Genomic DNA, 23,750 nt, shown 5'->3' on the forward strand with positions numbered 1-23,750 from the left:
TGTTAGACCTATATGCGATCGGAAGACGGGCCCAACGCTCCACCCAGGCAGGCATGCCGGTCATCCGAGCAAGAGTGGGAGCTTTCGAGGCCCCCTGACCGCACCTTCGGACCACCTGACGGCTTTGGCATCGGCGAGACGAAACTCGGGAATCCTCTTCAAGAATTCCTCGACCGCAACGGTGAGTTCCATGCGCGCCAGGTTCGAACCAACACAACGATGTATTCCGAGGCCGAAGGCCGCATGGCGGTTCTCCTTGCGGTCAATAACGACCTTATCGGCGTCCGGAAAAACCGCGGGATCCCGGTTGGCCGCCGGGAAGGAGAGCAGCACCATTTGCCCCTTCTCGTAAGGGCAGCCACCTACGACCGTGTCCTTGGCGATGAGCCTCGCCATGGTCACCGGCGAATAGGCCCGCAGGAATTCCTCAATCGCCGTCGGCATCAGCGCGGGCTCGGCAACCAGACGGCGCCGATCAGCGGGCGTTTTTGCCAAATGCCACAGGCAAGCTCCGATCCCGCTCCATGTCGTATCGATACCGGCAATGAGCAGAAGGCGGAGGGTGCCGAGGATATGGTTGTCCGTCAAAGGCGCGCCATCGATCCGTTGGGCGGCCAGATAGCTGATGAGATCATCGGTCGGCGACCTGCGACGTTGTTCCACGTGATCCAGCAGGTAGGCGGTCATTTCCGACAAGGTACGCACCATCGCGGCATCGTCCAGGACGGCTTCCTCAACGAGACCATGCACCCAGCCACGGAACATTTCACCATCGCCTGGCGGCAGGCCAAGCATCCGGGCGATCACCCGCACCGGAATATGCTGGGCAAAATCCACCGCTGCATCACACGTCTCATCGCCGATAAACCGATCAATGAGGTCATTGCAGATCATGCGCGTCGCCGGGATTAACCTGTTGATGGCCTCGGGCGTGAACTGAGGCAGCAGGACCATACGGGCGGCCCGATGATGCGGCGGATCAGACGTGATCGGGGGCGCCGGCGATTTCACGGGGGGCGGCGTCTCGCGCACCTGGACCCGCCGTGAAGAGAAATGCTCGGTATCATACGCGATCTGACGGATGTCTTGGTAACGCGTGGGAAAGTACACACCCTGGAACCGACTCGTATGAGCAACCGGACAGGATCTGCGCAGATCGTCCCAGATTGGGAACGGGTCCTCAATCCATCGCGGGTCAAGGTGGTCGAAGTCTGTTGCCCAATCAGTAACGGGATGCCGATTGCTCATTCGGGCCTCCTTCCCATTGAACGGCGAGCCACCAAGTTTGGGGGGAAGCCACCCTCATCCGCCGAGCTATTCCGGTTCGCGCCGATCGCGACTGTCGGGTCCAGGCCAGCCTGACCATGCCGCATTGCAGCGTACAAACCGTCAACTTCTCGCCAAAATTTTCTAACGCTTGTTAGGGGCATCATCTAGCTCGTCTTGCCGGACGTCAAGAAGTTACGGGTTCCCCTCCGCAGAAATACGTCGTTTTGCTGCGCAAGAATTCCGGTGCGGCAGGCATCGCCGATCCGGATATGCCTCCATCCCCTTCGACGCCTTCTCGGCGGGGTCACAATCGAGGATATGGTATGGCGCCAATCGTGATTATTTGACCATGCTCGCTTCCGCATCGCCAGGCAGCGCCAACTCGACGACGACTCAATTCATTACCGTGCCCCCATCGACCGAGATGGTCTGGCCGGTGACGAAGCCGCTGTCACCGGAAAGCAGCCAGATCGCAGTGCCGGCAAGATCGGACGGCACTAGATTTCGCGGAATCGATTGCGACGCGGCGATCGCCTGCAGCGCCTTGGCATGCTTTGCTCCAAAAAACTCCTGCGTACCTTCCGTCAGTACGGCGCTCGGCGCGATGGCATTGACGCGGATGTTCTCGCGGCCCAGTTCGCGGGCAAGCCCGCGCGTCATGCCGATCACCGCCGCTTTCGAGGTCGTGTAGTGGATCGCATAAGCCAGGCCGTAGGTTGCGGCGAGCGAAGCGATGTTGACGATGCTGCCGCCGCCGGTCTTGCGCATCGCGGGCACCGCTGATTTGCAGCAGTTCCAGATACCCTTGACATTGACCGCCATGGTTGCGTCCCAGTCGGCCTCGCTGATGGCGTCAAACCGTCCGCCACGCAGCTTCGCGTAGAGCGCGGCATTGTTGATCAGCCCATCGACGCGATCGAACGCTTTCAAGGCGGCGGCGACCATCGCATCGGTCGCCCGGCAGTCGCTGACGTCAACCTTGACCGCGATCGCATCGCCGCCGACTGCTCTCACAGAATCGAGGGTTTCGCCACAATCGTTGATGTCCGTCGCAACCACCCTTGCGCCGACTTTCGCGCAGGCCTGCGCATATTCCTGACCGATGCCGCGCGCAGCACCTGTCACGATCACCACCTTGCCGTCCAGAGTCATTCCATTCCTCCTGAGTTACTGTCGGAACTGCCGGGCCGTTTCGATCAGAATGGCCTTCTGCGATGGAGCTATGGGTATCGTCAGGGAGCAAGGAACCTCTCGGTGTCCGGCATCGATGTCATTCGCCAGCAACTATTCGCATTGGCGAGCTTCAAGGACGCACGCTGCGCTTGCGGCGCCGATTGGCCGCGAGCCGGCTCCGCCGCGATCTGCACAGTCCACTCAATTTTGACCATCATCCGACGGCCGCTGGCAAGCGTGCGTCGACCGGCAGGCCGAGCGCCCGGCGCAAACCCTGATGGTAGTGAATCATGCCAGGCTCCACCTGTCCGTAGACCACGTGGGACTGGGCACCAGATCCGACGCCCAGTTGAATGCCGCGCCCAATCGGGAAATCTTCATTGCTGACGACCTTGACCAGGAGGTCAAAATTCTTTTCCCAGTGCAATTTCTCTTCGTCGGTCGTCGGCGGCTTGGGCACGTAGAAACCGGTCTCCATCACCGCCCGATCGACGCGGCCATCGACCGGGAAAATCCGTTGAATCTCGATGTGATCGCCCTGCGGCACCAGCAACGTATTGGGAAACAACAAATACACAATCGCGGTGTTCCGCATCAGGCTCCACTGGTCCTCGGGCTGTTCGCGAAGGCGGGCAAGTTTCTTGCGCGGCAAGATGACGCGCGCATTGCTCCCGAAGGCTTCGAAGTGGCTGACATTGCCGTAAAGGATCGAACCGAGCGATTCCTTGTGCAGGAAACCGATGTGATAGCCCTCGAGGAAGGTGTCGACGAGAATCTTCCAATTCGCCTTCTCCGGCACCAGCCGCCGGTCGTAGAGATGATAGGTATCGATCCGGTACGACGCGAGCTCGGGCCCAAGACCGCCGAGCCAGCGATCGATATCGAAAGTTGTCGCTCCGTCCGGGGCCGGCCGCGGCACGACCCAGACCAAGCCGTATCTCTCACATAGCGGTAAAGCCACCAGCGACGACCGACTCTCCCTGAAATTGGCAAATGCTGCCTCGGCGGGTACACCTCTCAACTGCCCGGTCAGATCGTAGGTCCATGCGTGGTAAGGACAGCGAAACAGTCTAGTCGCACCGCAGCCGTCAGCGACCTTGGCGCCACGATGACGACATACGTTGAGAAATGCGCGCAGTACGCCGTCGTTCCCGCGCGCGACAAGGATCGGCAAGCCGGATAGACCGTCGGTACGATACTGGCCAGGCTCAGCCCACTCAGCTGAAATGCCCATCAGGATCGGATAATCCCGAAACAGGGCTTGCTGTTCAAGCGCGAGACGCTCCGGCGAAGTAAAGGCGTCGACGCTGTTCTCCCACGGCGCGTCAGCGAGCGCTGTGGTCCCTGTATCGACATAGTGGAGGAGCGTCTTGCACAAGGCGATCTCGGTATCGCGATCCATCGGCGTTCTTCCCGTTCGCGAATCCTGCATACAATGGACGGCCGGCATAGCGTATCCGTCAGGATTTGCGCCATTTTCTAACGGACGTTAGATATTTGCAAGCGTTGCCTGCGCTCAGGACAGCCAGCGCTTGCGGCGCTTGTAGTGCTTGACTTCACGATAGGATTTGCGTGAACCGACTTCATTGAGGCCAAGATAGAATTCGCGAATATCGGAGTTCTTCTTCAGCGCTTCCGCTGAGCCCTCGAGCACAACACGGCCGTTCTCGATCACGTAGCCGTGCTTGGCGACGCCCAGCGCCATGGTCGCATTCTGCTCAACGAGGAGAACCGACAGCTTTTCGGCGGCCACGAGACGGCTCACGATCCCGAAAATCTCCTCCACCAGCATCGGCGCGAGGCCGAGAGACGGTTCGTCGAGCAACATCATCTTCGGGCTCGACATCAACGCCCGGCCGATCGCCAGCATCTGCTGCTCGCCACCCGAGAGATAGCCCGACTGCTGGTAGCGGCGATCCTTGAGACGCGGAAAATACTGGAAAACGCGATCAATTCCGTCGCGAACCTTGCCGTAGTCACGCTGCACATGCGCGCCTGCGATCAGGTTCTCTTCGCAGGTCAAATGCTCGAATACGCGACGGCCCTCGAACACCTGCGCGACGCCGAGCGCCGTAAGGTCGAAGGCGCGCATACCATCGATCCTCTGGCCATTGAACTCAATCGAACCCTTTGTCACCTGGCCGCGCTCGGTCCGCAGCAAGCCTGAAATTGCCTTGAGCGTCGTGGTCTTGCCGGCGCCGTTGGCGCCCAGAAGCGTCGTGATCGAACCTTGCTCCACATGGAGCGAAACGCCCTTCAAGACAAGGATCACGTTGTCGTAGACGACCTCGATGTTGTTGATTGCCAGCATGAACGGTTTCGCTTCGTTGGCGCGGCCTGAATGCGCAAGAAATATCGGTTGAAAGCTGACAATCGAATGTCCGCTTTGGCGTCTCATATGCTGTACGGCGCGCGGGTTGCCGGTAGCAGCAACCCGCGCGATTGTTCGCGCTATTTCGACTTTGCTTCTGCCGCAAGATGCTTCTTGATCAAGTCGCGGTAGGCCTGAAACCACTCGGTGGTCTTGACGAACTTGCCGCCCTTGACCGTCCATATTTGCACCCAACCGCCACCTTCGTGATCCTCGGGCGTCAGTTGCATCGGTGGCACAAGACCGCCGAGGGTAAGGCCCTTGACCCGCTCCATGCCGTTCTTCACGTCTTCGGACGTCGGCATCGCACCGTTCTTGGCCTTCACGGCGTTGCGGAACGCCTCAACATGCACTGCGGCGACCATGATACCCCGGTTATAGAGAACCGTTGTTTCGATCTCCTTCGGCGCCGGCTTGCCCTGCGCCTTGTACATGGCAATGATATCCTTGATCACCGGAAACTCATCGCCGACCCCGGCGAACTGGATCGTGTGATAGCCTTCGGCGATACCGAAGCCGCCGGCAGCACGCACGTCCGCCTCGGTCCCGCCCCACACCAACGACACGACCTTGCTCAACGGAAAACCCTTGCCCTTGAGTTCCTTGATCGAGACAGACGGCGAACGTCCGAACAGATGGGAAATGATGAAGTCGGGCTTGTAGCGCCCTGTGATATCGAGAACCTGCGCACCCAACTCGACGCCCGGCGGGGGCACCGCGAAAGTGCGCATTTCGAAGCCCTCGATTTTCGCGAGATCCTCCAGAATCGGCAGCGGCTCCTTGCCGGCCGGATTGTCATAGAACAGATAGGCGATCTTCTTGCCTTTGAGGTTGCCGCCGAGCTGCTTCTTGGCAAACTCGACCGCAGCCGCGGCCTGTGACCAGTAGCTCGCAGCGATCGGGAAGATATACGGGAAACGCTTGCCGTCGGTCGCGGCAGCGGTTCCGAATCCCGGCGAGGTGCCGAGAATCTTGTCTTCGTTGAGCTTTGAGGTCAGCGCTGCTGTTTGCGGCGTGCCATAAAGCCCCTCCAACACCGCGCCTTCCTTCTTGAAACGCTCGTGCGCCTCCATTGAGGGAGGCACCTTGTATTCATTGTCGACCTCAAGGACCCTGATCTTGAAGCCTTCGACGCCGCCCTTGCTGTTCACCAGCGCAATATAATCCTGATAGCCGGGACACAGGAAAACACCGACGTTTTGGGTCGCGCCGGTCCGGTCGCAGTGAAGACCGAACAAGGCTTCTTTTTGCTGGGCGGCAGCCGGGTGTGCGCCCAGAATTATCGCGCTGGCGAGGAGCATCGCTCCCGCCCAGTGTCTTGTCACCTTCACCATGACTTCCTCCCTTGTTGTGAGGCTGTGCCTTAGTAGGAAAACGGCCAGACTCTGAAATAATTGCGGACATTCCGCCACAAGCGGTTCAGACCTTCCGGTTCGAGCACCAGGAAAACGATGATGAGCGCGCCGAAGATTACAAGTCTCAGACTGGAGATGATGCCGGGCAGTTCGCTTGCCGTAAAGAACAGCGGACCGACCGTCTCCATGACCGTCCGGATCACGAGCGGCAGCAGCGCTACGAAGGCTGCGCCAAGAATCGACCCGAGCACCGAACCCAGCCCGCCGATGATGATCATCGCCAGAAAGTCGATCGATACGCCGAGCTGGAAGTTCTCGTAGTTGGCGATACCGAAATAGTAGGTGTAAAGGACGCCACAGACGCCAGCGTAGAATGACGATATCGCAAAGGCGATCAGCTTGTAGCGGAAAATATCAATGCCGATGATTTCGGCGGCGATGTCCTGATCGCGGATCGCGACGAAAGCCCGGCCAATCCGGCTTCGCACCAGATTGAGCGTGGCCACGATCGCCAGCACGCAAAAGAACAGCACGAAGAAATAGAGCTGGCCCTGGGTTTTAAGTTCGTAGCCGAACAGCGAGGGACGCGGCACCTGTATCGAGGCCTGCGTACCGCCGGAAATCCACGGCACATGGTTGATCGTCCACTCGATGATCAGCTGGCCGGCAAGAGTCGCAATCGCCAGATACAATCCCTTGATGCGCAGGCTCGGTATTCCGACCACCGCGCCGACCAGCGCGGCCATCAACCCGCCCGCGGGCAGCGTGACCCAGAACGGTAGATCGAGCCTGACCGCCAGATTGGCAGCCGTGTAGGCGCCGACCGACATGAACGCCGCATGGCCGATTGATATCTGTCCGGTGTAGCCGACGAGAATGTTGAGACCGAGCGCGCCGACGATCGAGATCATCACCAGATTGATGATCGAGAGGTAATAGTCGGCCAGCAAGAGCGGCGCCACCACCACGAACAGGACGAACAGTGCAATCACCGTCCCGCGTGCGACCGGCAGCGGATAGAGCGCCATGTCCCCCGCATAGGTGGTCTTGAAGGTACCGGACTCGCGGTGAAACATTGTGCGCCCCGTCCTATACCCGTTCAATCTTGCGTTTGCCAAAGAGACCGTACGGCTTGAACATCAACGCCGCGATCATCAGAAGATACGGTACAAAGTCCTTGGTGCCGCCGCCGACATAGGGATCGATGTACGCCGAGGCGACGCTCTCCACAATTCCGATGATGAGGCCGCCGACAACCGCGCCCGGAATCGAGTCCAGCCCGCCAAGAATGACGACCGGAAACACCTTGAGACCAACCAGCGCGAGCTGAACGTCAACCCCCAGCATATTGCCCCAGATGATACCGCTGACCGCGGAGGCGATACCCGCCATTGCCCACGCGATGGCGAAATAGCGCTCGACATTAATGCCCATCGCCATCGCCACCTGCTGATTTTCGGCGACAGCGCGCATCGCGACTCCTTTGCGGCTCTTCATGAAGAACCAGGTGAAGCCGGCAAGAAACAGTAGGGTCACGATCACCCCGTAGAGCTGGATCGGCGCTATCGTCGCCGGGCCGAGCGAGAATGCGTTATCTCCGATAGGGAGCGGCACAGTGCGGGTATCGCCGCCAAAGGTGATCGGCGGCAAGCCACGCAGGATCGCTGCAAGCCCGATGGTCGCCATGATGACGGCGACGATCGGCCGCCCAAGCAACGGGCGCAGCACGACCCTCTCCAGCCCGAAACTGAAGCCGATCATGATCGCGATCGTGGCAATCAGCGCCAGCACGACCGGCATCCCCTTCGCGGTCAATAGCGCCGCGGCGACAAAGCCGGCGAGCATGACGAATTCACCCTGCGCGAAATTGAGCGCTTCGGTCGCCTTGTAGACAAGGACAAAGCCAAGCGCGATCAATGAATACAGCATTCCGATCGACGCACCGCTGACGACGAGCGAAAAAAAGAAGTCGAGATCCTCGCCCATTCGCTACGCAGCCTCCTTCTCGCCGATCGGAGATCCATCGCCGTGAATGGCGATCACGGACCTCAACGTGCTTTTTCGGCCGTCCTCAAAGGTGATCTCCGTCGTCACCTCGACCTCCTTGGCGTCGCCATAGAGGGCCGAGATGACGTTTGCGTATTTCTCGGCGACGAAACCACGACGGACCTTGCGGGTCCGAGTAATTTCGGCGTCGTCCGCCTCGAGCTCCTTGTTGAGCAGAAGCATTCGGCGGACCCGCGTCGATTTCGGAAGCGTCATGTTAATCTTCGCAATTTCGTCCATGATCAGGGCCGCGACCTCTTTCTTGCAGCTGAGGTCCATAAAGCTGGAATAAGCCAGACCGCGTCGCTCCGCCCACGCCCCAACCGTGCTGAGATCGATGGCGATCATGGCCGCGACGAATGAACGGTCATTTCCGAACGATACCGCCTCGCGAATAAACGGGCTGAACTTCAACTTGTTCTCGATGAACTGCGGCGCAAACGGACTGCCGTCGGCGAGCTTTCCGACATCCTTGGCGCGATCGATGATCGCCAACTGGCCTTGCGGATCAATAAGTCCGGCATCGCCGGTTCGGAGCCAGCCGTCGGGCGTGATCGCCGCCCGTGTGGCGTCGTCCTGCTTGTAGTAGCCGACGAAGACGCCCGGCCCTCGCATCTGGACCTCGCCGCTGTCGTCGATCCGCACCTCAAAGCCCGGCACCGGCCGCCCGACGGTGTTGGGATCGGCCCGATCGTCGCTCTGGGCGCATGCGAGCGCGCTTAGTTCGGTGGCTCCGTAGATCTGCTTTAGGTTGATCCCGAACGAACGGAAGAAGCGGAAGGTGTCGGGGCCGAGCGGCGCGCCTCCGGTGAGGCACCAGCGGGCGTTACGCAGGCCCATCTGGTCGCGGACCGGACCGTAGACGAGGAAATCGCCGACGCGATAGGCGAGTCGCATCGCCAACGGTATGGATTTCGCGTCGCTTTTCATCAGCTCGTGGCGCTGTGCGAGATCGCGGAAATATTCGAAGGTTCGCCGCTTCAGCCACGACGCGTCAGCGGCCTTGACCTGGACGTCGGTGAGCAGGGTTTCCCAGATGCGCGGCGGCGCGATCATACCGTGCGGTCCCAGCTCGCGCAGGTCACGGCGCACGGTCTCGGGACTTTCCGGCGTATTCACCGTTACGCCGCCGACCAGCGCCGCGCTCAGCGAGAAGATCGTGTCGCCAACCCAGGCCATCGGCAAGTAGGCCAGCCAGTTGTCGCCCCGCTTGACCGACTCGACCCGCATGTAATTTTCAGAAGTCGCAATCAGATTTCGGTGACTGAGCAGGGCGCCCTTCGGACGCCCGGTGGTTCCGGAGGTGTAAGCAATCATCGCCACGTCGTCGGCCGCACCCTGATCGACTTCTTGCCTGTAGTAGCCTGGATGGTCTTTCGCAAACGCCCTACCCGCCGCCTGGGTGTCCGCAAATGACCGCAGCAACGGGTCGTCATAGGTCGCAAGACCGCGCGGGTCATCGAAGATCACAGCCTTGAGGTGCGGCAGTTCGCCCTTGAGCGACAGCACTTTGTCGACCTGCTCCTGGTCTTCGACGACGACGACCGAAACCTCGGCGTGGTTGAGCACGTAGGCCAGTTCGGTCGCTATGGCATCCTGATAGACCGGCACCGCGACCCCGCCGAGCGCCTGTGCCGCAATCTGCGCCCAGTACAGACGCGGACAATTGTCGCCGACCACCGACATTTTGTCGCCACGCCGGAAGCCAAGCGAAGCCAGGCCAAGTGCGAAGTCATGCACGTTGTCCTGGTAATTCTGCCAGGTGTGGGTCTTCCAGATCCCTAGATTCTTCTCGCGCATTCCGGCAGCGCGACCGAACGAGGCCGCATTGCGCAGCACCAACCGGGGCAGCGTCGAGGTCGTGGGATCTTCGGCAAACCCGGAGTGAGGTATGCTCATGATTTGGTCCCAAGATAGGCCTGCACGACTGCAGGATCCCGCTGCACGACATCCGGTGCCCCTTCCGCGATCTTGCGGCCGCGGTCGAGCACCACGACATGGTCCGAGATGTCCATGACCACGCCCATGTCGTGTTCGATCAGAACGACGGAAACGCCGCGCTCCAAGTTGACGTCGAGAATGTAGCGCGCCATGTCTTCCTTCTCGTCCTGATTCATACCGCCCATGGGCTCGTCAAGAAGGATGACGGTGGGTTCGAGCGCCAGCGCGCGCCCCAGTTCGACGCGCTTGCGCAGGCCGTAGGCGAGTGCCCCGGTCTGCTGCTTGCGCAGGTCCTGCAGTTTCAGGAAATCGATCAATTCCTCGCAGACCTCACGATTTGCAATCTCCTCGCGCTGGGCCATGCCCCAGTAGATCGCGCTGCTCAGGACGCCTGAGCGCATGCGCACGTGACGCCCGAGCATCAGGTTGTCGAGAACTGTGAGTCCACCAAAAAGCGCGATGTTCTGGAAGGTTCGCGCAATTCCCAAACCGGCAATCTCGCTCGGCTTGCGGCGGGTGATGTCGGCGCCGTCCAGAGTTATGCTGCCGCTATCGGGCTTGTAGAAACCCGAGATCATGTTGAGCAGCGAGGTCTTGCCCGCCCCATTGGGACCTATGATCGACAGGATCTGCCCCTTGCGCAGATCGAGCGATATATCCTGAACGGCTGTCACGCCGCCGAAACGTTTTGCGACGTTTGAAACCGACAATTGCGCGATCGCATTCGTCAACGGCAAAGGTGGATCAAGCCTGTTCGAAGGCCCGCTCATTGGGAACGGCAACCAGAACACGACTCGAGCCGGAAGCACGTAGCTGACAGCCACGTTGTCATTCGCATCCCCCTGGGTCTGACACTCCGGTCTTGATTGCCGGCTTCAGTCAACATCGCGATACTGCGATCGGCCTCAACCAAGGCATTTTCGAACGCACGTTAGTTTTTTGCAAGCGGCAAATCCCGGCACGTGGTCTTGGCATGGCACCGCAGTGCAACATTGCCACGCCGGAAGACTGAGGGTCCGGTTTGATCTGTCTGGTTAGAATACGTCGAGCTGAAGCATACCAGAAGCAAAGGCGGACATCTGCAGGGCGACACCATCGAACTCCACGACCTCTCCGGCGCACAGGAGCCTTCTGTTGTCTAAAGCTGAAACCACAGCTGTTCCGGTAGGGATAACCCTCGTTCCATGACCGGCGAAGTCAAGGATTCCCGATTTTCCCCATGATCATGTCAGCTGCGTTTTCCGCGATCATCATGGTCGGCGCGTTGGTGTTGCCAGCGATCAGCGTCGGCATGATCGAAGCGTCGACTACCCGCAGTCCCTCGATGCCGCGCACCCGGAGCTGCGGATCGACCACCGACGCCAGGTCGGCGCCCATCCGGCAGGTTCCGACCGGGTGATAGATCGTCTCGGCCCGCTTGCGGATATCGGCGGCGATCTCGTCATCGCTTTGAACCGCGGGGCCAGGCAAGACCTCCCGGCGGGAATGAACAGCCATGGCTGGCGCATCGAAGATGCGCCGGCCGATCTTGACCCCGGCGATCATGGTTTTCATGTCTTCGGGGTCATCAAGGTATCTCGGGTCGATCAGCGGATCGTCCAGGGGATCGGGGCTCTTCAGACCGATCCTGCCCCGGCTTTTCGGCAGCAGATCGCAGATGTGGAGCGTGAAGCCATAGCCATACGTGATCTTGCGTCCGTGGTCGTTCAGATAGGTTGGCAGGAAGTGGAATTGCAGGTTAGGCCGGTCGCGCTCAGGCGTGCTTTTGACGAAGCCTCCCGATTCCGCGACGTTGCTGCTCAGAAACCCGTTGCGGCGGAAGATGTAGGAAAACAGCCCCGCCACCGCGCGCGGCAGGAAGCTGAGCGCCACGCCGATCGGTATGCGCGACGTGGCCGCGTTCATCAGCGTGATGTCCAGGTGGTCCTGCAGATTCTTGCCCACGGCAGGCAGGTCATGCACCACCGGGATGCCATGCTCCTTCAACTCCCCGGCCGCGCCGATGCCCGAGAGCATCAATAGCTGGGGCGAGTTCACCGCGCCACCGGACAGGAGAACCTCGCCCGCTGGCTTCAGCCGCGCCTGCTGGTATTCGTTGTTGATCCTGTAGGTCACGCCACTGGCGCGCAGGCCGTCCATCACCACGCGCGTCACCCGCGCATCGGTGATAACCTCCAGGTTCGACCGATCCATCGCTTTCTCCAGAAACGCCTTGGCCGAACTCCAGCGTCGCCCACGGTTTTGCGTAACCTGATAGAGCCCCACTCCCTCCTGACGCTCGCCGTTGAAGTCATCATTGTGCTGGATCTGCAGTTCGCGCCCGGCCTTGACGAAGGATCGGCTGAGCGGGTTGACCGTCTGCAATTCGCTGACGAACAATTCACCGCCCGCCCCGTGATATTCGGAACTTCCGAACCGCTGGTTGTTTTCCAGACGCTTGAACAGGGAACGAACCCGTTCCCAACCCCATACCGAGGTGTCAGCGGCAGCTTCCCAGCCGTCGTAATCCGCCTTGTGGCCGCGCATATAGACCATCGCGTTGATCGAACTGGACCCGCCCAGCGTCTTGCCGCGCGGCCAGAACAGACGGCGGGCGTTCAGATGCTGCTGGGGTTCGGTATTGAAAGCCCAGTTCAGTTTCCTGTTGTTGGCCAAAAGCGCGATACCGATTGGCGTATGGATCAGCGCGCTCTTGTCTCGCGGTCCCGCCTCCAGCAACAGGACGCGCTTTGCGGAATCCGCGGACAGCCTGTTTGCGAGCACGCAGCCCGCCGAACCGGCGCCCACGATGATATAGTCGTACATGCCCTCGCTCTCCGATCGTCGTTCCGTGGAACCCATTACCCCAGCACCTTGACGACAAGGCTGATGAACCGCTTCACGAAACCCGTATAGGGCGGGTACAGCATGTGGACGATCGAGTAGCTGTCCTCCAGGATGGCCTTCTCATGCGAAAATGCCCGAAACCCGAATACGCCGTGCGCCGCACCGATGCCTGAGTTGTTCACCCCGCCAAAGGGCAGGTTGGGATGCAGGAAATGCACGACCGTAAGGTTGACTCCCACCGCGCCCGAACTGGTGCGCTTGATGATGTCCTCGACAAAAGCCTGGTCATTGTCGAAGACGTAGAGCGCCAATGGCTTCGGGTTGGAGTTGATCTGATCGACCACCCTGTCGACGTCGTCATACTCGATGATCGGTAGGATCGGGCCGAACAGTTCCTCGCGCGAAATCGCCATCTCTGGGGTAATGTGGCTGATCAGCGTCGGCGCCACGAATTTCTGCGCCGCATCCGTCTGCCCGCCCAACAGGATCCGCGCGCTCTTGGCGCGCGCATCCTCTATCAGGCCGGCAATCCGGCTGAAATGCCGGTCGTTCACGATACGGCAATAGTCGGGCGTCATCTTCTGCGCCTCGGGCGTCCTGCCATAGACGCGGCCGATTTCCGCCATCACTGCCTCGCTGAATTCTGGCGCGATGGTGCGATGGACGAATACATGGTCGGGCGCAATGCAGGTCTGGCCGTTGTTGGCAAACTTGCCCCAGACAATGTTGCGCGCCGCCTTCTTCAGGTTGGCGGTCGGGCCGATGATTACCGGAGACTTGCCGCCCAGTTCCAGCGTGACCGAGGCCAGGGACTTCGCCGCCGCCTCCATCACGAGCTTGCCCACCTGCGGACTGCCTGTGAAGAAAATATGGTCGAACGGCAGCGCCAACAATTCCTGCGCAGCGGCGGCGTCGCCCTCGATCACGGCCACAAGATCGGGCGAAAAAGTCTCCGCCACGATATCTGCAATCAGGGCGGAGGTCGCCGGCGTCAGTTCCGACGGCTTAATGATGGCGCTGTTGCCCGCGGCTAGTGCCGAGACCAGCGGGCCAAACGCCAGGTTCAACGGATAATTCCACGGCGCAATAATCAGGCATACACCCTTTGGCTCGGGTCGGATCCTGGCCTTGGTGCCGAAAACACCCAGCGTGGCCGCTGCCCGGCGTGGTCGCATCCAGCCCTTCAAGTGGCGCTTGGTGTGCGCGATCTCCTGCAGGACCGGCAGGATTTCGGTCAATTTCACCTCGCTCTCGGGCTTGCGGAAATCCGCATAGAGAGCCGCGACAATGTCCGCCTCGCGCCGCTGCAGGACTTCTCTCAGCCGGTTCAGCGCCGCGATCCGCGCCTTGCAGTCGAAATCCGAGCGCCGCGCCCAGCCTGCCTTGCGTTGTCTCGAAAAAACATCCGCAACGGATGATCTGGGATCTACCAATGAAATGTCGTTCGGACCGGCGTGAATGTTCACAATGACCTCCATGGCTGGCCTGACCGGCCCGACACTCCTGTGCCGACACGGGTCGACTAGGTTTCCTGGTAAAGCACGTAATCTTTCTTGGTAGCGCCGCACTCCGGGCAACACCAATCCTCAGGAATCTCTTCGAACCGGGTACCTGCGGCGATGCCCCCGGAAGGGTCGCCAACGGCCTCGTCGTAGACATGCCCGCAGGTGATGCAGACCCATTTTGCGAGAGGCTTGTTTTCGCCAGCCTCCGCGGCCTTGGGTACGGCGGCCATCCGCGCCGCCTGTCTTGACATCGGGCCGGCGGGCTTCTCGATAATGGCGGTGTCAGTGACCGTTACAGCGCTAGGTGCGATCCCGGCAAATTCGACGGCCTGAGTGGCCGGCGTCGTAGCGGCCGGCGCTCCGCCGATCAACTCGAAGTCGACCTTGTCGCGCACGGCGCAATCGGGGCAAGCCCATTCGTCGGGCACATTGGCCCAAGCCGTGCCTGCAGGAAATCCTTCATGCGGATGGCCGAGCGTTTCGTCGTACGTGTATTTGCAGCCAGGGCACTGATACTTGGCCATGTTGCTATCCCCCCATTTGCGCGCATCCGGCTTTGCCGGGCCGATTTCTACCCATCCCCGGTTTCTCCGTGGGCTGGTGCGCAGCAGCTGACCTCCTGCATGGCCTGATGCTGATAGTGACCTCCACTGGCCGACCAGCAAGCGAAGCTAGTCGTACGGCTCAGGGCTGTGGCGTCGGGTGTCCGCACCGTGCGGCAAGCGAGAGCGGTGCGGAAATTGGCGGCTCACTCGGCCGCAAGCATGCCAGGCTTGGCGCCAGTGCCGATCGTGCCGAACTTGCGCTCGTAAAACGCGTGCTTGCCCTCTTCGATCTGGATCTTGCTCAGATCGCCATGGGCCCAATCTACCACGCGCGAGTCCATGGCCGACCTGAACCAGTTCGGAATCATCGCGATGAAGAACATGCCCGGATAACCCGAGGGCAGCGTCGGCAGATCCTTGAAGTCGCGCAGCGATTGGTAGGACCGCGTCGGATGCGCATGGTGATCCGAGTGGCGTTGCAGGTGGAACAGAATCAGGTTGGACACGATGTGGTTCGAGTTCCACGAGTGATGCGGTTTCTGATGCTCGTAGCGGCCATTTGGCAGCTTCTCACGCAACAAGCCGTAGTGCTCGATGTAGTTAGCGCTGGTCAGTTGCCACCACCCGAACGCCATCTGGATCGGAAGGAAAACCAGCATCAGGGGGCCGAAGAACGCCAGCAGGCCCGCATAGAGCGCAAAGGTGATCAGCATCGGCTGCACAATCTCGTTCTCCAGGCTCCAGGCGCTCTTGCCTCGGCGCGACAGGCGTTCCTCCTCAAGCGCCCAGGCGCGGCGGAAGGCACCTGGAATCTCGCGGGTGGAGAATTGGTAGATGCTTTCACCCATTCGCGCGGTCGCCGGATCCATCGGGGTGGCGACGTCACGGTGATGGCCCTTGTTATGCTCAATGAAGAAATGGCCATAACCCGCAACCGCAAGCACCAGCTTGGCCAACCAACGGTCAAAAACCTCCTTCTTGTGCCCGAGTTCATGCCCGGTGTTCAGCGCGAGGCCGTTCACGATTCCCAACGAGAGCGCCAGGGTGATGATTTCCAGCCAAGACATCGCATGGGTGCTGACCCACCAGGCCGACACGATCAGGGCGGCGTAATGGATTGGCACGGTCAGATAGGTCAAGACGCGATAGTATCGGTCCTTCTCAAGCATCTCGACCGCCTCTTCCGGTGGATTGTTGAAATCCTCGCCAAACATGGCGTCCAGAAGCGGCACCATCCCGTACCAGACGATCAGGACCAGACCGTACCAGATGCTCCACCCGGTCTGGGCCACCAGCCAGAGCCCGATCATCGGCGTCGCCGGCCACACGGTGGACAGCACCCAGAGATAGCGTTTACGATCGACATATCCTGAGATTGAAACGGATTGTTCTGGCGTATTGGTCATGCGGCATGTCCTCCCCTTGACCCCACCATTCGTCGCGCGGCAGGTGATACCAGTACGCTCATCCCGGTCCCGAGCGGGTAGCTTCACAAGCGGAGATCAATACGCTGCGGTCTACAACTACACTTAGGTGTAGTTCTTGGGTTCCAATCGGGTATCCTACGCTCATCCGTGCGCGCTTTGAGACCCCATGACCAAGGATACCAGCGACGACCCGACATATCCGGGACGGATGCGTGCCGCCCGAACTTCCGCGCGTCTGGAGACGATCGCCAAGGGCTCCATCGCGCGGCCGCGATTGATCTTCTTGCACCAACCGGAGATGCGGACACTGATCCTGCGCGCAACGCAGGGATATGGGAAATCGGTCGTTCTGGCGCAGAACTGGTTGGCCTTCAGGGCCGCCGGGAACCATGCGGCCTGGGTTTCCCTGCGCGACGGCTGCGAAACCGAAGGCGCGCTGGCAGAGACTATCTACGGCCAACTGCTCGATACCGCGTCCCGCGAAAGCCGCGCGGTCCCGGCGGATCTGGCCGAGTTGGTGGCTACGCTATGGGAAGAATTCGGTGCCGAGCGGCCAATCAATGTCATCTGCATCGACGACATCGAACACGCCCCTGGCCTGCTGCACGCACTGGAAGCCTTCGCACGGGAAAGTCCGCCGAATGTCCGGTTCGCTATCGCCGGCGATACCCGGCGCGGCTTTGCCCGGCTTGGGCTCGAAAGCGGTGTACGGGAGATCTTCGCCCGCGATCTGGCCTTTACCTTGGACGATGCCGAAACGTTCATGCAGATGCACCCGGCCGCCAACGTAACGGCGCGGCAGATGATCGCAGAGACACAGGGCTGGCCCGCGCTCTGCCACATCATGTGCCGGACCGAATTGCCGGCGAGGCCTGCGGTAACCTGGCCTGAAACGGTAACCTTCCTCCACGAGGAAATCGAGCGGCGCCTGTCGCGCCGGCAGCTTGAGTTCGTTGAAAACGCAGCGATGATCGATCCGATTTCGGCGGAAAGCTACAACTACGCCTACAAGTCTGCCAACGCCGCCGCGCTGATCGAGGAGATCGACCTGGATCACCTGCTGTTTCGTCCCGCCGAAGGCGACCCAACGCTGTTCTCGCTGCACCCGGTTTTGCGCGACTATCTTCAGCATCGGTTTCTGGCGCGCAGTGCCGAGCGAAAATCCTATGTCCTGAAACGCGCGGCCTTCTGGCACTGGCGGCGACGCGAGTTCCAGAGAGCGGTAAACCTCGCGCTACGGGCGGGCGACCACCGCTGGGCGCTCGGGCTGAGCGAGGACATCATGCTTGATCTTGCCCTGCGCCAGGGCGAGATCGAGGCGTTGCGCGAATGGCTTGGCCGGTTCCCAACCCGCGAGTTGCGCAAGCACCCGATCATCTGCCTCAGCTACGCCTGGACCATGTATTTCAGCCAGCAGGCCGACATGGCCGAAAAGCTGCTGGGCTATCTGCCCGCCCCGCGCACGCCCTCCGACGCGCATCCAGACCGCGGCTGGCTGCAACTGGTCCGCGCGATCGGTGCGGCTACCCATGACGAGTTTCAACTGAGTGAGCGGCTGTGCGGCGAATGGATCCAGACCTTCGGCGACGATAATTCCATCGGCAAGGGTGCGGCACTCACCTGTATCGCCTTCATGCTGGCGAGCGAATATCGGTTTGGCGAACTGAAGCAGGCCCTGGTCATGGCTCATTCAGTCAACAGCGCCGCGCGCCAGCACTATGCTTCTGGCTGGCTTTATGCCGCTGAAATCCAGGCAGCCCTTGCTCGGGGCGACATACGCACCGCGCTGCAGCTGATCGATACCGCCCGCAAAGACCGCGACGTTCAGGTGACCGGTACATCCTTTACGTCAAAGATACTGATCGCTCTGGAACTTGAGGCGCTGTTCGAACAACGGCGGCTGGATCTCGACGAGAACGCCATCGCCAGCTTGCTTGACTTCATCTTCAACTACGGCGTCACCGACATATTCTACGGGGTGAGCCGCGTCATCGCGGCATGGCATCGGGCCAAGGGCAATATCAAGGGCGCCGCGGCGTTGCTGGAACGGGCACGCGCGCTTGCGGCGGAAAGGTCGCTGCCGCGACTAGGAGTACTGATTGAACTGGAGCTTGCCGAACTGGCGCTCTTCAGCGGTGCGCACGACGTCGACCACCTGCTGCCGAGAGACTCTCACGAGGTTCTTTCCGGGCCCCATGCAAGACCCCTGCGTGCCCAACTCTCGTTGTTGCGCGCGATGGAAGCCATCGCCAGGGAGCAGCACAGTCTCGCCCTCCGCAACGCCGAGGCGGCTGCCAGGATCTCCCGGTCGATTGGCGCTGGTCGATTGGAAGTGCGGGCGCTGATGTGCGAAGCTGCGGCCCATGCCGCCGCCGGCGCGCTGACGCCCGCGCGACGAAAGGCGGTCAATGCCTTCGAACTCATCAAGCAGTTGGGATGTTATCGAACCGGGCTGGACACGCGTGATCTGTTGCTGACCCTGACCCCGGCCTCCGCCGACGCCTTTGCCACGTTCGATTTCGACAGCATTGCCAGACCTCAGCCAAGAGCTGAACGGCCTTCGCTCCCCCCGGAGCTGACCTCGCTGACCGTCCGCCAGATCAGCGTCCTGCGACTTGCCCGCGACGGACTCTCCAACAAGCGGATCGCCGATCAGCTCCTGGTCAGCGAAGACACGGTGAAATGGCATATGCGCAAGATCTTCGCCGACCTGAAAGCGCGCAACCGCGTGCAGGCCATCAGCGAGGCCGAGCGGCGCAATCTGATCTGACGGGGTATTCGGGCCTCGGCCTGAAACGATAGAGATGACTCCTGCCCGATTCCCTGGTCGTCTCTCTGATCTGGAGAACACAACTGCGTACAATCGCTCGCAACGCGAGTTTGTCGTACAACCGAACCCGGCATCGCCCCCAAGCCGCCGTCGGTCCCGCAATGGAGATGATCACATGAGCGCAATCGGCTTTCAGCTTCCCGAAGACGTGGTGGCGGTGCGCGACGGGGTCATGCGGTTTGTCGAAGCCGAGGTTCTCCCGCGCCTGGAGCGCAACCATGCGCTGCTCAGCGATCCGCGCCTCATCTACGCTGTCGACGGGCGGTATGCGCCGGAGGTGCGCACGCTGATCCGCGAGGTGCGCATGGCGTCCGCGACGGCAGGTTACTATGCGATGTGTGCGCCGGTCGCGATTGGCGGCGGCGGGCTCGGACACCTTGCCTATTACGTCGCCTGGGAGGCTATCTACCGACGAATCGGCGGCCATTCGATCCTGACGCCCTGGGTGATCGCCCATTGGGCCTTTGGGCCGAGCGCCATGCTGACGCAGGCCACGCCGGAGGCGCAGGCGCGTTGTCTCGACGCAATGGTCTCGGGGCGCACCTCGATGTGTTTCGGCCTGTCGGAGCCAGGCGCGGGCTCGGATGCCAGCATGATAAAGACCCGTGCGGTGAAGGATGGCGACGGCTGGCGCATCACCGGCCGGAAACTCTGGACCACGAACTCGCCGACTGCGGAATGGTGCATCGTGTTTGCCGTGACCGACCCCGACAAGGCGCAGCGAAAAGCTGGCGGGATCAGCGGCTTTCTGGTGCCGACGGACGCCGAGGGCTTTGAGGTTGAAAGCGTCATACGGCTGTTTGGTCATCCCGGCGGTCATGAAGGTGCGCTGGTGCTTGAGAACATCAGGGTTGAACCATGGCAACTCGTCGGCACGCTCGACGACGGCTTCAAGCTCGCGCTCTATGGCGTTTCGCTCGGGCGGATCTACAATTCGGCGCGTGCGGTTGGTCAGGGCCGCTGGGCGATCGAGAAGGCGCTCGACTATGTAAAGCAGCGTGAGGCGTTCGGCGCCAAGATCGCCGAGTATCAGGGCGTCTCGTTCCCGCTCGCGCGCGCCGCCACTGAACTTCACGCCGCGCATCTGATGGGGCTCAACGCCGCAATGCTGCTCGATAGTGGCGAACGGGCGGTGAAGGAGCTGTCGATGGCGAAAGCCTACGCCGTGCAGGTGGGCTATCGAGCCGTCGATCAGGCGATACAGGCCCACGGCGCCATGGGCCTTACCAACGAGGTCGGCCTCGTCCATGCCTTGCAGGATTTGCGAATCATCAACATTGCCGACGGCACCAACGAGATCCTGGCGCGCACCATCGCGCAGCGGCTGCTGGCCGGCGATATCGAGTTGTAGCCGGCCAGACCATTGGGACCAAGGCTCGGCTCCCTTGCAACAGGCCGATCCGTCGATTACGGTCGGATCGTCATGATGTATCGTCCGAGATTTGAGTTGTTCGCTGGCCGCCCATTGAAAGTCGTTTCAGAGCTTCGCAATGTTGCCCGAGCAGCCTGGTTGGCCTATTGCACGGCATTACTCATCTGGTGCAAAAGCTGGGCTTTATACGGTGATGCCATTCGGGTTTGAGCGAGCAAGATTTGAAATCTTCATCGAGAATGAAGCGGGTTGCCAAGCGCGAGCCCAAGCGTAAAGAAGTCGCACTTTCCGTGCCGCCGAAATCGCATGTTTCACGAGACCTTATCCTTCGGGTCGCGGCACAGCTTTTTCGACAGCAGGGCTATTCCGCCACTACGCTTCGACAGATCGCTGAGAAGGCGGGAATGAAGGCAGGCAGCATCTACTACCACTTTGATTCGAAAACCGCGATATTGGACGAAATCCTCGAACTCGGATTGCAACGCATATTCGATGCGGTAAGGGCAAGTGTGAACGAACTTGGCAAGGGGTCACACCGGAACAAGATCAGCGCTGCTATCAAGACCCATCTCGTCACCCTGCTACAAGAAAGCGACTACACCTCCGCCAATATACGTATCTACGGTCAATTGCCCGAGCGCATCAAGAAGCGGCATCGACCACTACGCCGCGCCTATGGGAAGTATTGGGATGACATGCTGGTGGAAGCGCAGCGTGCCGGCGAAATCCGCCCGGAGATATTAATTGTTCCGCTACGCAGGTTTATTCTTGGTGCCTTGAATTGGACAGTCGAGTGGTTTGATGCGCGAAAAAGCAGCTCGGTACAGGAACTGGCGAACCGGACCACGTCGCTGATCTTCAACGGCATTTTGCCGCGATAGCGTCCAGTTTGTGCGTTAGTTATCGCATACGCTTGGCGACCTCTTCCAGCATTACTTCAGTAGTGCCGCCGCCAATCGATTGAACACGAGCATCCCGCGACATTCGTTCAATCGTGCTCTCTCGCATGTAACCCATGCCGCCGTGAAACTGCAGGCACGCGTACATCACCTCGTTAACGAGCTCGCCGCAATAAGCCTTGACCATCGATACTTCCTTGGTCGCGTCGATCCCCTGAGTTACCAGCCATGCCGCATGACAAACAAGCTGCCGCCCTGCTTCGACCTTGGCCGCCAGCATTGCCAGCCGGTGCCGAATCGCCTGCCGTGACCATAGCGGCGCGCCAAAGGTTTGCCGCTGCGTAACCCAGTCCAGTGTGATCTCAATCGCAGCTAGCGCTTCGCCCATCGCCATCGCGCCGATCACGATCCGCTCATTCTGGAAATTCTTCATGATCGCGTAGAAGCCCCGCCCCTCCTCGCCAAGCAGGTTCGCGCTGGGAATCCGGCAGTCCTCAAACAGCAACTCCGCCGTGTCGGATGACCGCCATCCTTGCTTGTCCAGGGCGCGTCCGACACGAAGCCCAGGCGCGCCCTTCTCCACGAGCAACATTGACAAGCGCTGCGAGGGCCGCGCGTCGGGATTGGTAATCGCCGCGATGCAGTAGAGATCGGCGTGCACACCGTTAGTGATGAACATCTTGGCGCCGTTGAGCACGAAGCTATCGCCCTCGCGGCGCGCGGTGGTGCGAATACCCTTCACGTCGGAGCCCGCGCCGGGTTCGGTGACGCCGACCGCGACGATCTTCTTTCCCGCAATGACATCCGGCATGAACTGGTCCTTCAATGCCTGCGAGCCCGCATTGTAGAGATGCACCGACGCCATATCGGTATGAACCAGAACCGTGATCGCTACGCCCGAAAACGTTGACCGTCCCAGCTCCTCGGCCAGGACAATGGTGGCCAACGTATTCATGTCGGAGCCGCCATACTCCGCCGAATAGCGGATACCCAGAAAACCAAGCTCACCCATGCGCCGCAGCACGTCGCGCGGCACCATACCATCCTGTTCCCAATGAAGCGCGTGCGGCTTGATCTCCTCTTCGACGAAACGCCGTAGCTGGGCTCTCAGCAATTCATGTTCTTCGGCAAAGTAAGCCGAGCGATTCAGGGCGTCGACGTGGTACGTGTTCATCATTGACCTTGTGGACTAAGGAACTTTGTCGGAAGGATTGGTTTTCGCTATCGATTTAAAAGCATGAAAGCGGACATCATTCGGCACAATCCTTATCTGCCGTGCCCTGTTTCCCTTGCCCTATTTCCCTCGCCACACCGGCTTGCGTTTCTCGGCAAAGGCTCTCGGGCCTTCAATGGCATCGAGGCTTGCATAAGCTTCAACATGAAGCCTGTTCGCCTCGACAAGTCCCTTCTCGCAGCCGAGGTCCATCGCGGCCAACACGCTGGCCTTTGCCGCCCTCACTGATAGTGGCGCGCCTTCTACAACCTTGCGCGCAAGTTGCATTGCACGCTCACGAACAGCATCGGGTGTCTCTTCCAGATAGTTGACGAAGCCGTATTCCGCGAGCCGCTCGATCGGCAAGGTATCCCCGGTCAAGACGAGTTCCATCAGCACCGGTTGAGGCAACATCCAGAGCAGCGGTACTGCCCACGGCGATCCCCGCCCCATCTTGACCTCGGTAATCCCGGCTCGTGTTCCGCGCAAGCCTACCCTCAAGTCAGACTTCAGCGCCAGCAGCATCCCGCCCGCCATCAGCGACCCGGTCATTGCCGCGATGACCGGCTTTGAAACGTTTCGCATGGCCGTTTGCATCGGATCGCGCATCAGGGTCAGGATATCGACACCGTCACGTGCCCTGATCTCGGCTGCCTGCCTGAGGTCCAGGCCGGCGGAGAATACGCCGCAGTCAGCCGAAGTCAGGATCACCACCCTCGCCTGGGAATCCCGTTCGACGCGCTCCCAGGCATTGGTCAAACCGTTCATCGCCTCGACCGACAAGGCGTTCTTACGCGCGGGCCGATCGATGGTAATCGTCGCGATGCCATCCTCGACCGCGTAACGAATAGGTTCATTGTCTGACATCGATCTGCCCTTTTATCTATTCTAACGTGTGTTAGAATATCCCAAACCTGACCGAACGCAACCGAACGCAAGAGCGTTTTCAGGCGTGGGATTGGCAATGCACGAGAGCCC

General features: G+C 60.5%; 18 protein-coding genes. 3 read left to right on the forward strand and 15 right to left on the reverse strand.

All coding sequences use genetic code 11. The features are described from left to right. Positions 1–60: 60 nt before the first annotated feature. The 13 genes from Q0D31_RS05625 to Q0D31_RS05690 all read right to left on the reverse strand — a co-directional run bounded on the left by Q0D31_RS05625 (position 61) and on the right by Q0D31_RS05690 (position 16,524). Positions 61–1,248 carry a cytochrome P450 gene (locus Q0D31_RS05625; protein WP_291846294.1) on the reverse strand — a complete coding sequence of 396 codons (1,188 nt, stop codon included), beginning with the start codon at positions 1,246–1,248 and terminating at the stop codon, positions 61–63. 414 nt (positions 1,249–1,662) lie between these two features. Next, complete coding sequence (locus Q0D31_RS05630; RefSeq protein WP_291846296.1) at positions 1,663–2,421, reverse strand: glucose 1-dehydrogenase; 759 nt, start codon at positions 2,419–2,421, stop codon at positions 1,663–1,665. Between the two features lie 235 nt (positions 2,422–2,656). After that, complete coding sequence (locus Q0D31_RS05635) at positions 2,657–3,844, reverse strand: SRPBCC family protein (RefSeq protein ID WP_291846298.1); 1,188 nt, start codon at positions 3,842–3,844, stop codon at positions 2,657–2,659. A gap of 114 nt (positions 3,845–3,958) precedes the next feature. Further along, positions 3,959–4,753: an ABC transporter ATP-binding protein gene (locus Q0D31_RS05640; RefSeq protein WP_291846300.1), complete on the reverse strand. Its 795-nt coding sequence runs from the start codon at positions 4,751–4,753 to the stop codon at positions 3,959–3,961. 140 nt (positions 4,754–4,893) lie between these two features. Continuing rightward, positions 4,894–6,225 carry an ABC transporter substrate-binding protein gene (locus Q0D31_RS05645; RefSeq protein WP_291846302.1) on the reverse strand — a complete coding sequence of 444 codons (1,332 nt, stop codon included), beginning with the start codon at positions 6,223–6,225 and terminating at the stop codon, positions 4,894–4,896. Then, positions 6,177–7,244: a branched-chain amino acid ABC transporter permease gene (locus tag Q0D31_RS05650; RefSeq protein ID WP_291846304.1), complete on the reverse strand. Its 1,068-nt coding sequence runs from the start codon at positions 7,242–7,244 to the stop codon at positions 6,177–6,179. The genes Q0D31_RS05645 and Q0D31_RS05650 overlap by 49 nt, the downstream gene beginning before the upstream one ends. A 13-nt stretch (positions 7,245–7,257) precedes the next feature. After that, positions 7,258–8,154 (reverse strand): branched-chain amino acid ABC transporter permease, encoded by an 897-nt coding sequence (locus Q0D31_RS05655; protein WP_291846306.1) that lies wholly within the window; start codon positions 8,152–8,154, stop codon positions 7,258–7,260. 3 nt (positions 8,155–8,157) lie between these two features. Further along, positions 8,158–10,113: an AMP-binding protein gene (locus Q0D31_RS05660; RefSeq protein ID WP_291846308.1), complete on the reverse strand. Its 1,956-nt coding sequence runs from the start codon at positions 10,111–10,113 to the stop codon at positions 8,158–8,160. Further along, complete coding sequence (locus tag Q0D31_RS05665; RefSeq protein WP_366518496.1) at positions 10,110–10,829, reverse strand: ABC transporter ATP-binding protein; 720 nt, start codon at positions 10,827–10,829, stop codon at positions 10,110–10,112. Before Q0D31_RS05665 ends, Q0D31_RS05660 begins: the two co-directional genes overlap by 4 nt. A 523-nt stretch (positions 10,830–11,352) precedes the next feature. Then, on the reverse strand, positions 11,353–12,960 hold the full coding sequence (locus Q0D31_RS05670; RefSeq protein WP_291846312.1) for a choline dehydrogenase: 1,608 nt from the start codon (positions 12,958–12,960) through the stop codon (positions 11,353–11,355). 35 nt (positions 12,961–12,995) lie between these two features. Next, complete coding sequence (locus Q0D31_RS05675) at positions 12,996–14,447, reverse strand: aldehyde dehydrogenase family protein (protein WP_291846317.1); 1,452 nt, start codon at positions 14,445–14,447, stop codon at positions 12,996–12,998. Between the two features lie 56 nt (positions 14,448–14,503). Then, positions 14,504–15,010, reverse strand: a complete 507-nt coding sequence (locus Q0D31_RS23975; protein ID WP_366518497.1) for a rubredoxin — start codon at positions 15,008–15,010, stop codon at positions 14,504–14,506. Between the two features lie 224 nt (positions 15,011–15,234). Next, positions 15,235–16,524 carry an alkane 1-monooxygenase gene (locus tag Q0D31_RS05690; protein ID WP_291846319.1) on the reverse strand — a complete coding sequence of 430 codons (1,290 nt, stop codon included), beginning with the start codon at positions 16,522–16,524 and terminating at the stop codon, positions 15,235–15,237. Positions 16,525–16,624: 100 nt separating this feature from the next. On the opposite strand from Q0D31_RS05690, the gene Q0D31_RS05695 reads away from it, so the two are divergent. The 3 genes from Q0D31_RS05695 (at position 16,625) to Q0D31_RS05705 (ending at position 21,541) form a co-directional block, all read left to right on the forward strand. Next, positions 16,625–19,228 (forward strand): LuxR C-terminal-related transcriptional regulator, encoded by a 2,604-nt coding sequence (locus Q0D31_RS05695; RefSeq protein WP_291846326.1) that lies wholly within the window; start codon positions 16,625–16,627, stop codon positions 19,226–19,228. A gap of 175 nt (positions 19,229–19,403) precedes the next feature. Beyond that, complete coding sequence (locus Q0D31_RS05700; protein WP_291846328.1) at positions 19,404–20,639, forward strand: acyl-CoA dehydrogenase family protein; 1,236 nt, start codon at positions 19,404–19,406, stop codon at positions 20,637–20,639. A 260-nt stretch (positions 20,640–20,899) separates the two neighbouring features. After that, positions 20,900–21,541 (forward strand): TetR/AcrR family transcriptional regulator, encoded by a 642-nt coding sequence (locus Q0D31_RS05705; RefSeq protein ID WP_291846330.1) that lies wholly within the window; start codon positions 20,900–20,902, stop codon positions 21,539–21,541. A 19-nt stretch (positions 21,542–21,560) separates the two neighbouring features. Here Q0D31_RS05705 and Q0D31_RS05710 read toward each other — a convergent pair whose 3' ends face one another. Then, positions 21,561–22,733: an acyl-CoA dehydrogenase family protein gene (locus Q0D31_RS05710; RefSeq protein WP_291846333.1), complete on the reverse strand. Its 1,173-nt coding sequence runs from the start codon at positions 22,731–22,733 to the stop codon at positions 21,561–21,563. Positions 22,734–22,853: 120 nt separating this feature from the next. Further along, positions 22,854–23,639, reverse strand: a complete 786-nt coding sequence (locus Q0D31_RS05715; RefSeq protein WP_291846335.1) for an enoyl-CoA hydratase-related protein — start codon at positions 23,637–23,639, stop codon at positions 22,854–22,856. Between the last annotated feature and the right edge of the window lie 111 nt (positions 23,640–23,750).

Origin of the sequence: Bradyrhizobium sp. (assembly GCF_022844465.1) — a bacterium.
Lineage (GTDB): Bacteria > Pseudomonadota > Alphaproteobacteria > Rhizobiales > Xanthobacteraceae > Bradyrhizobium.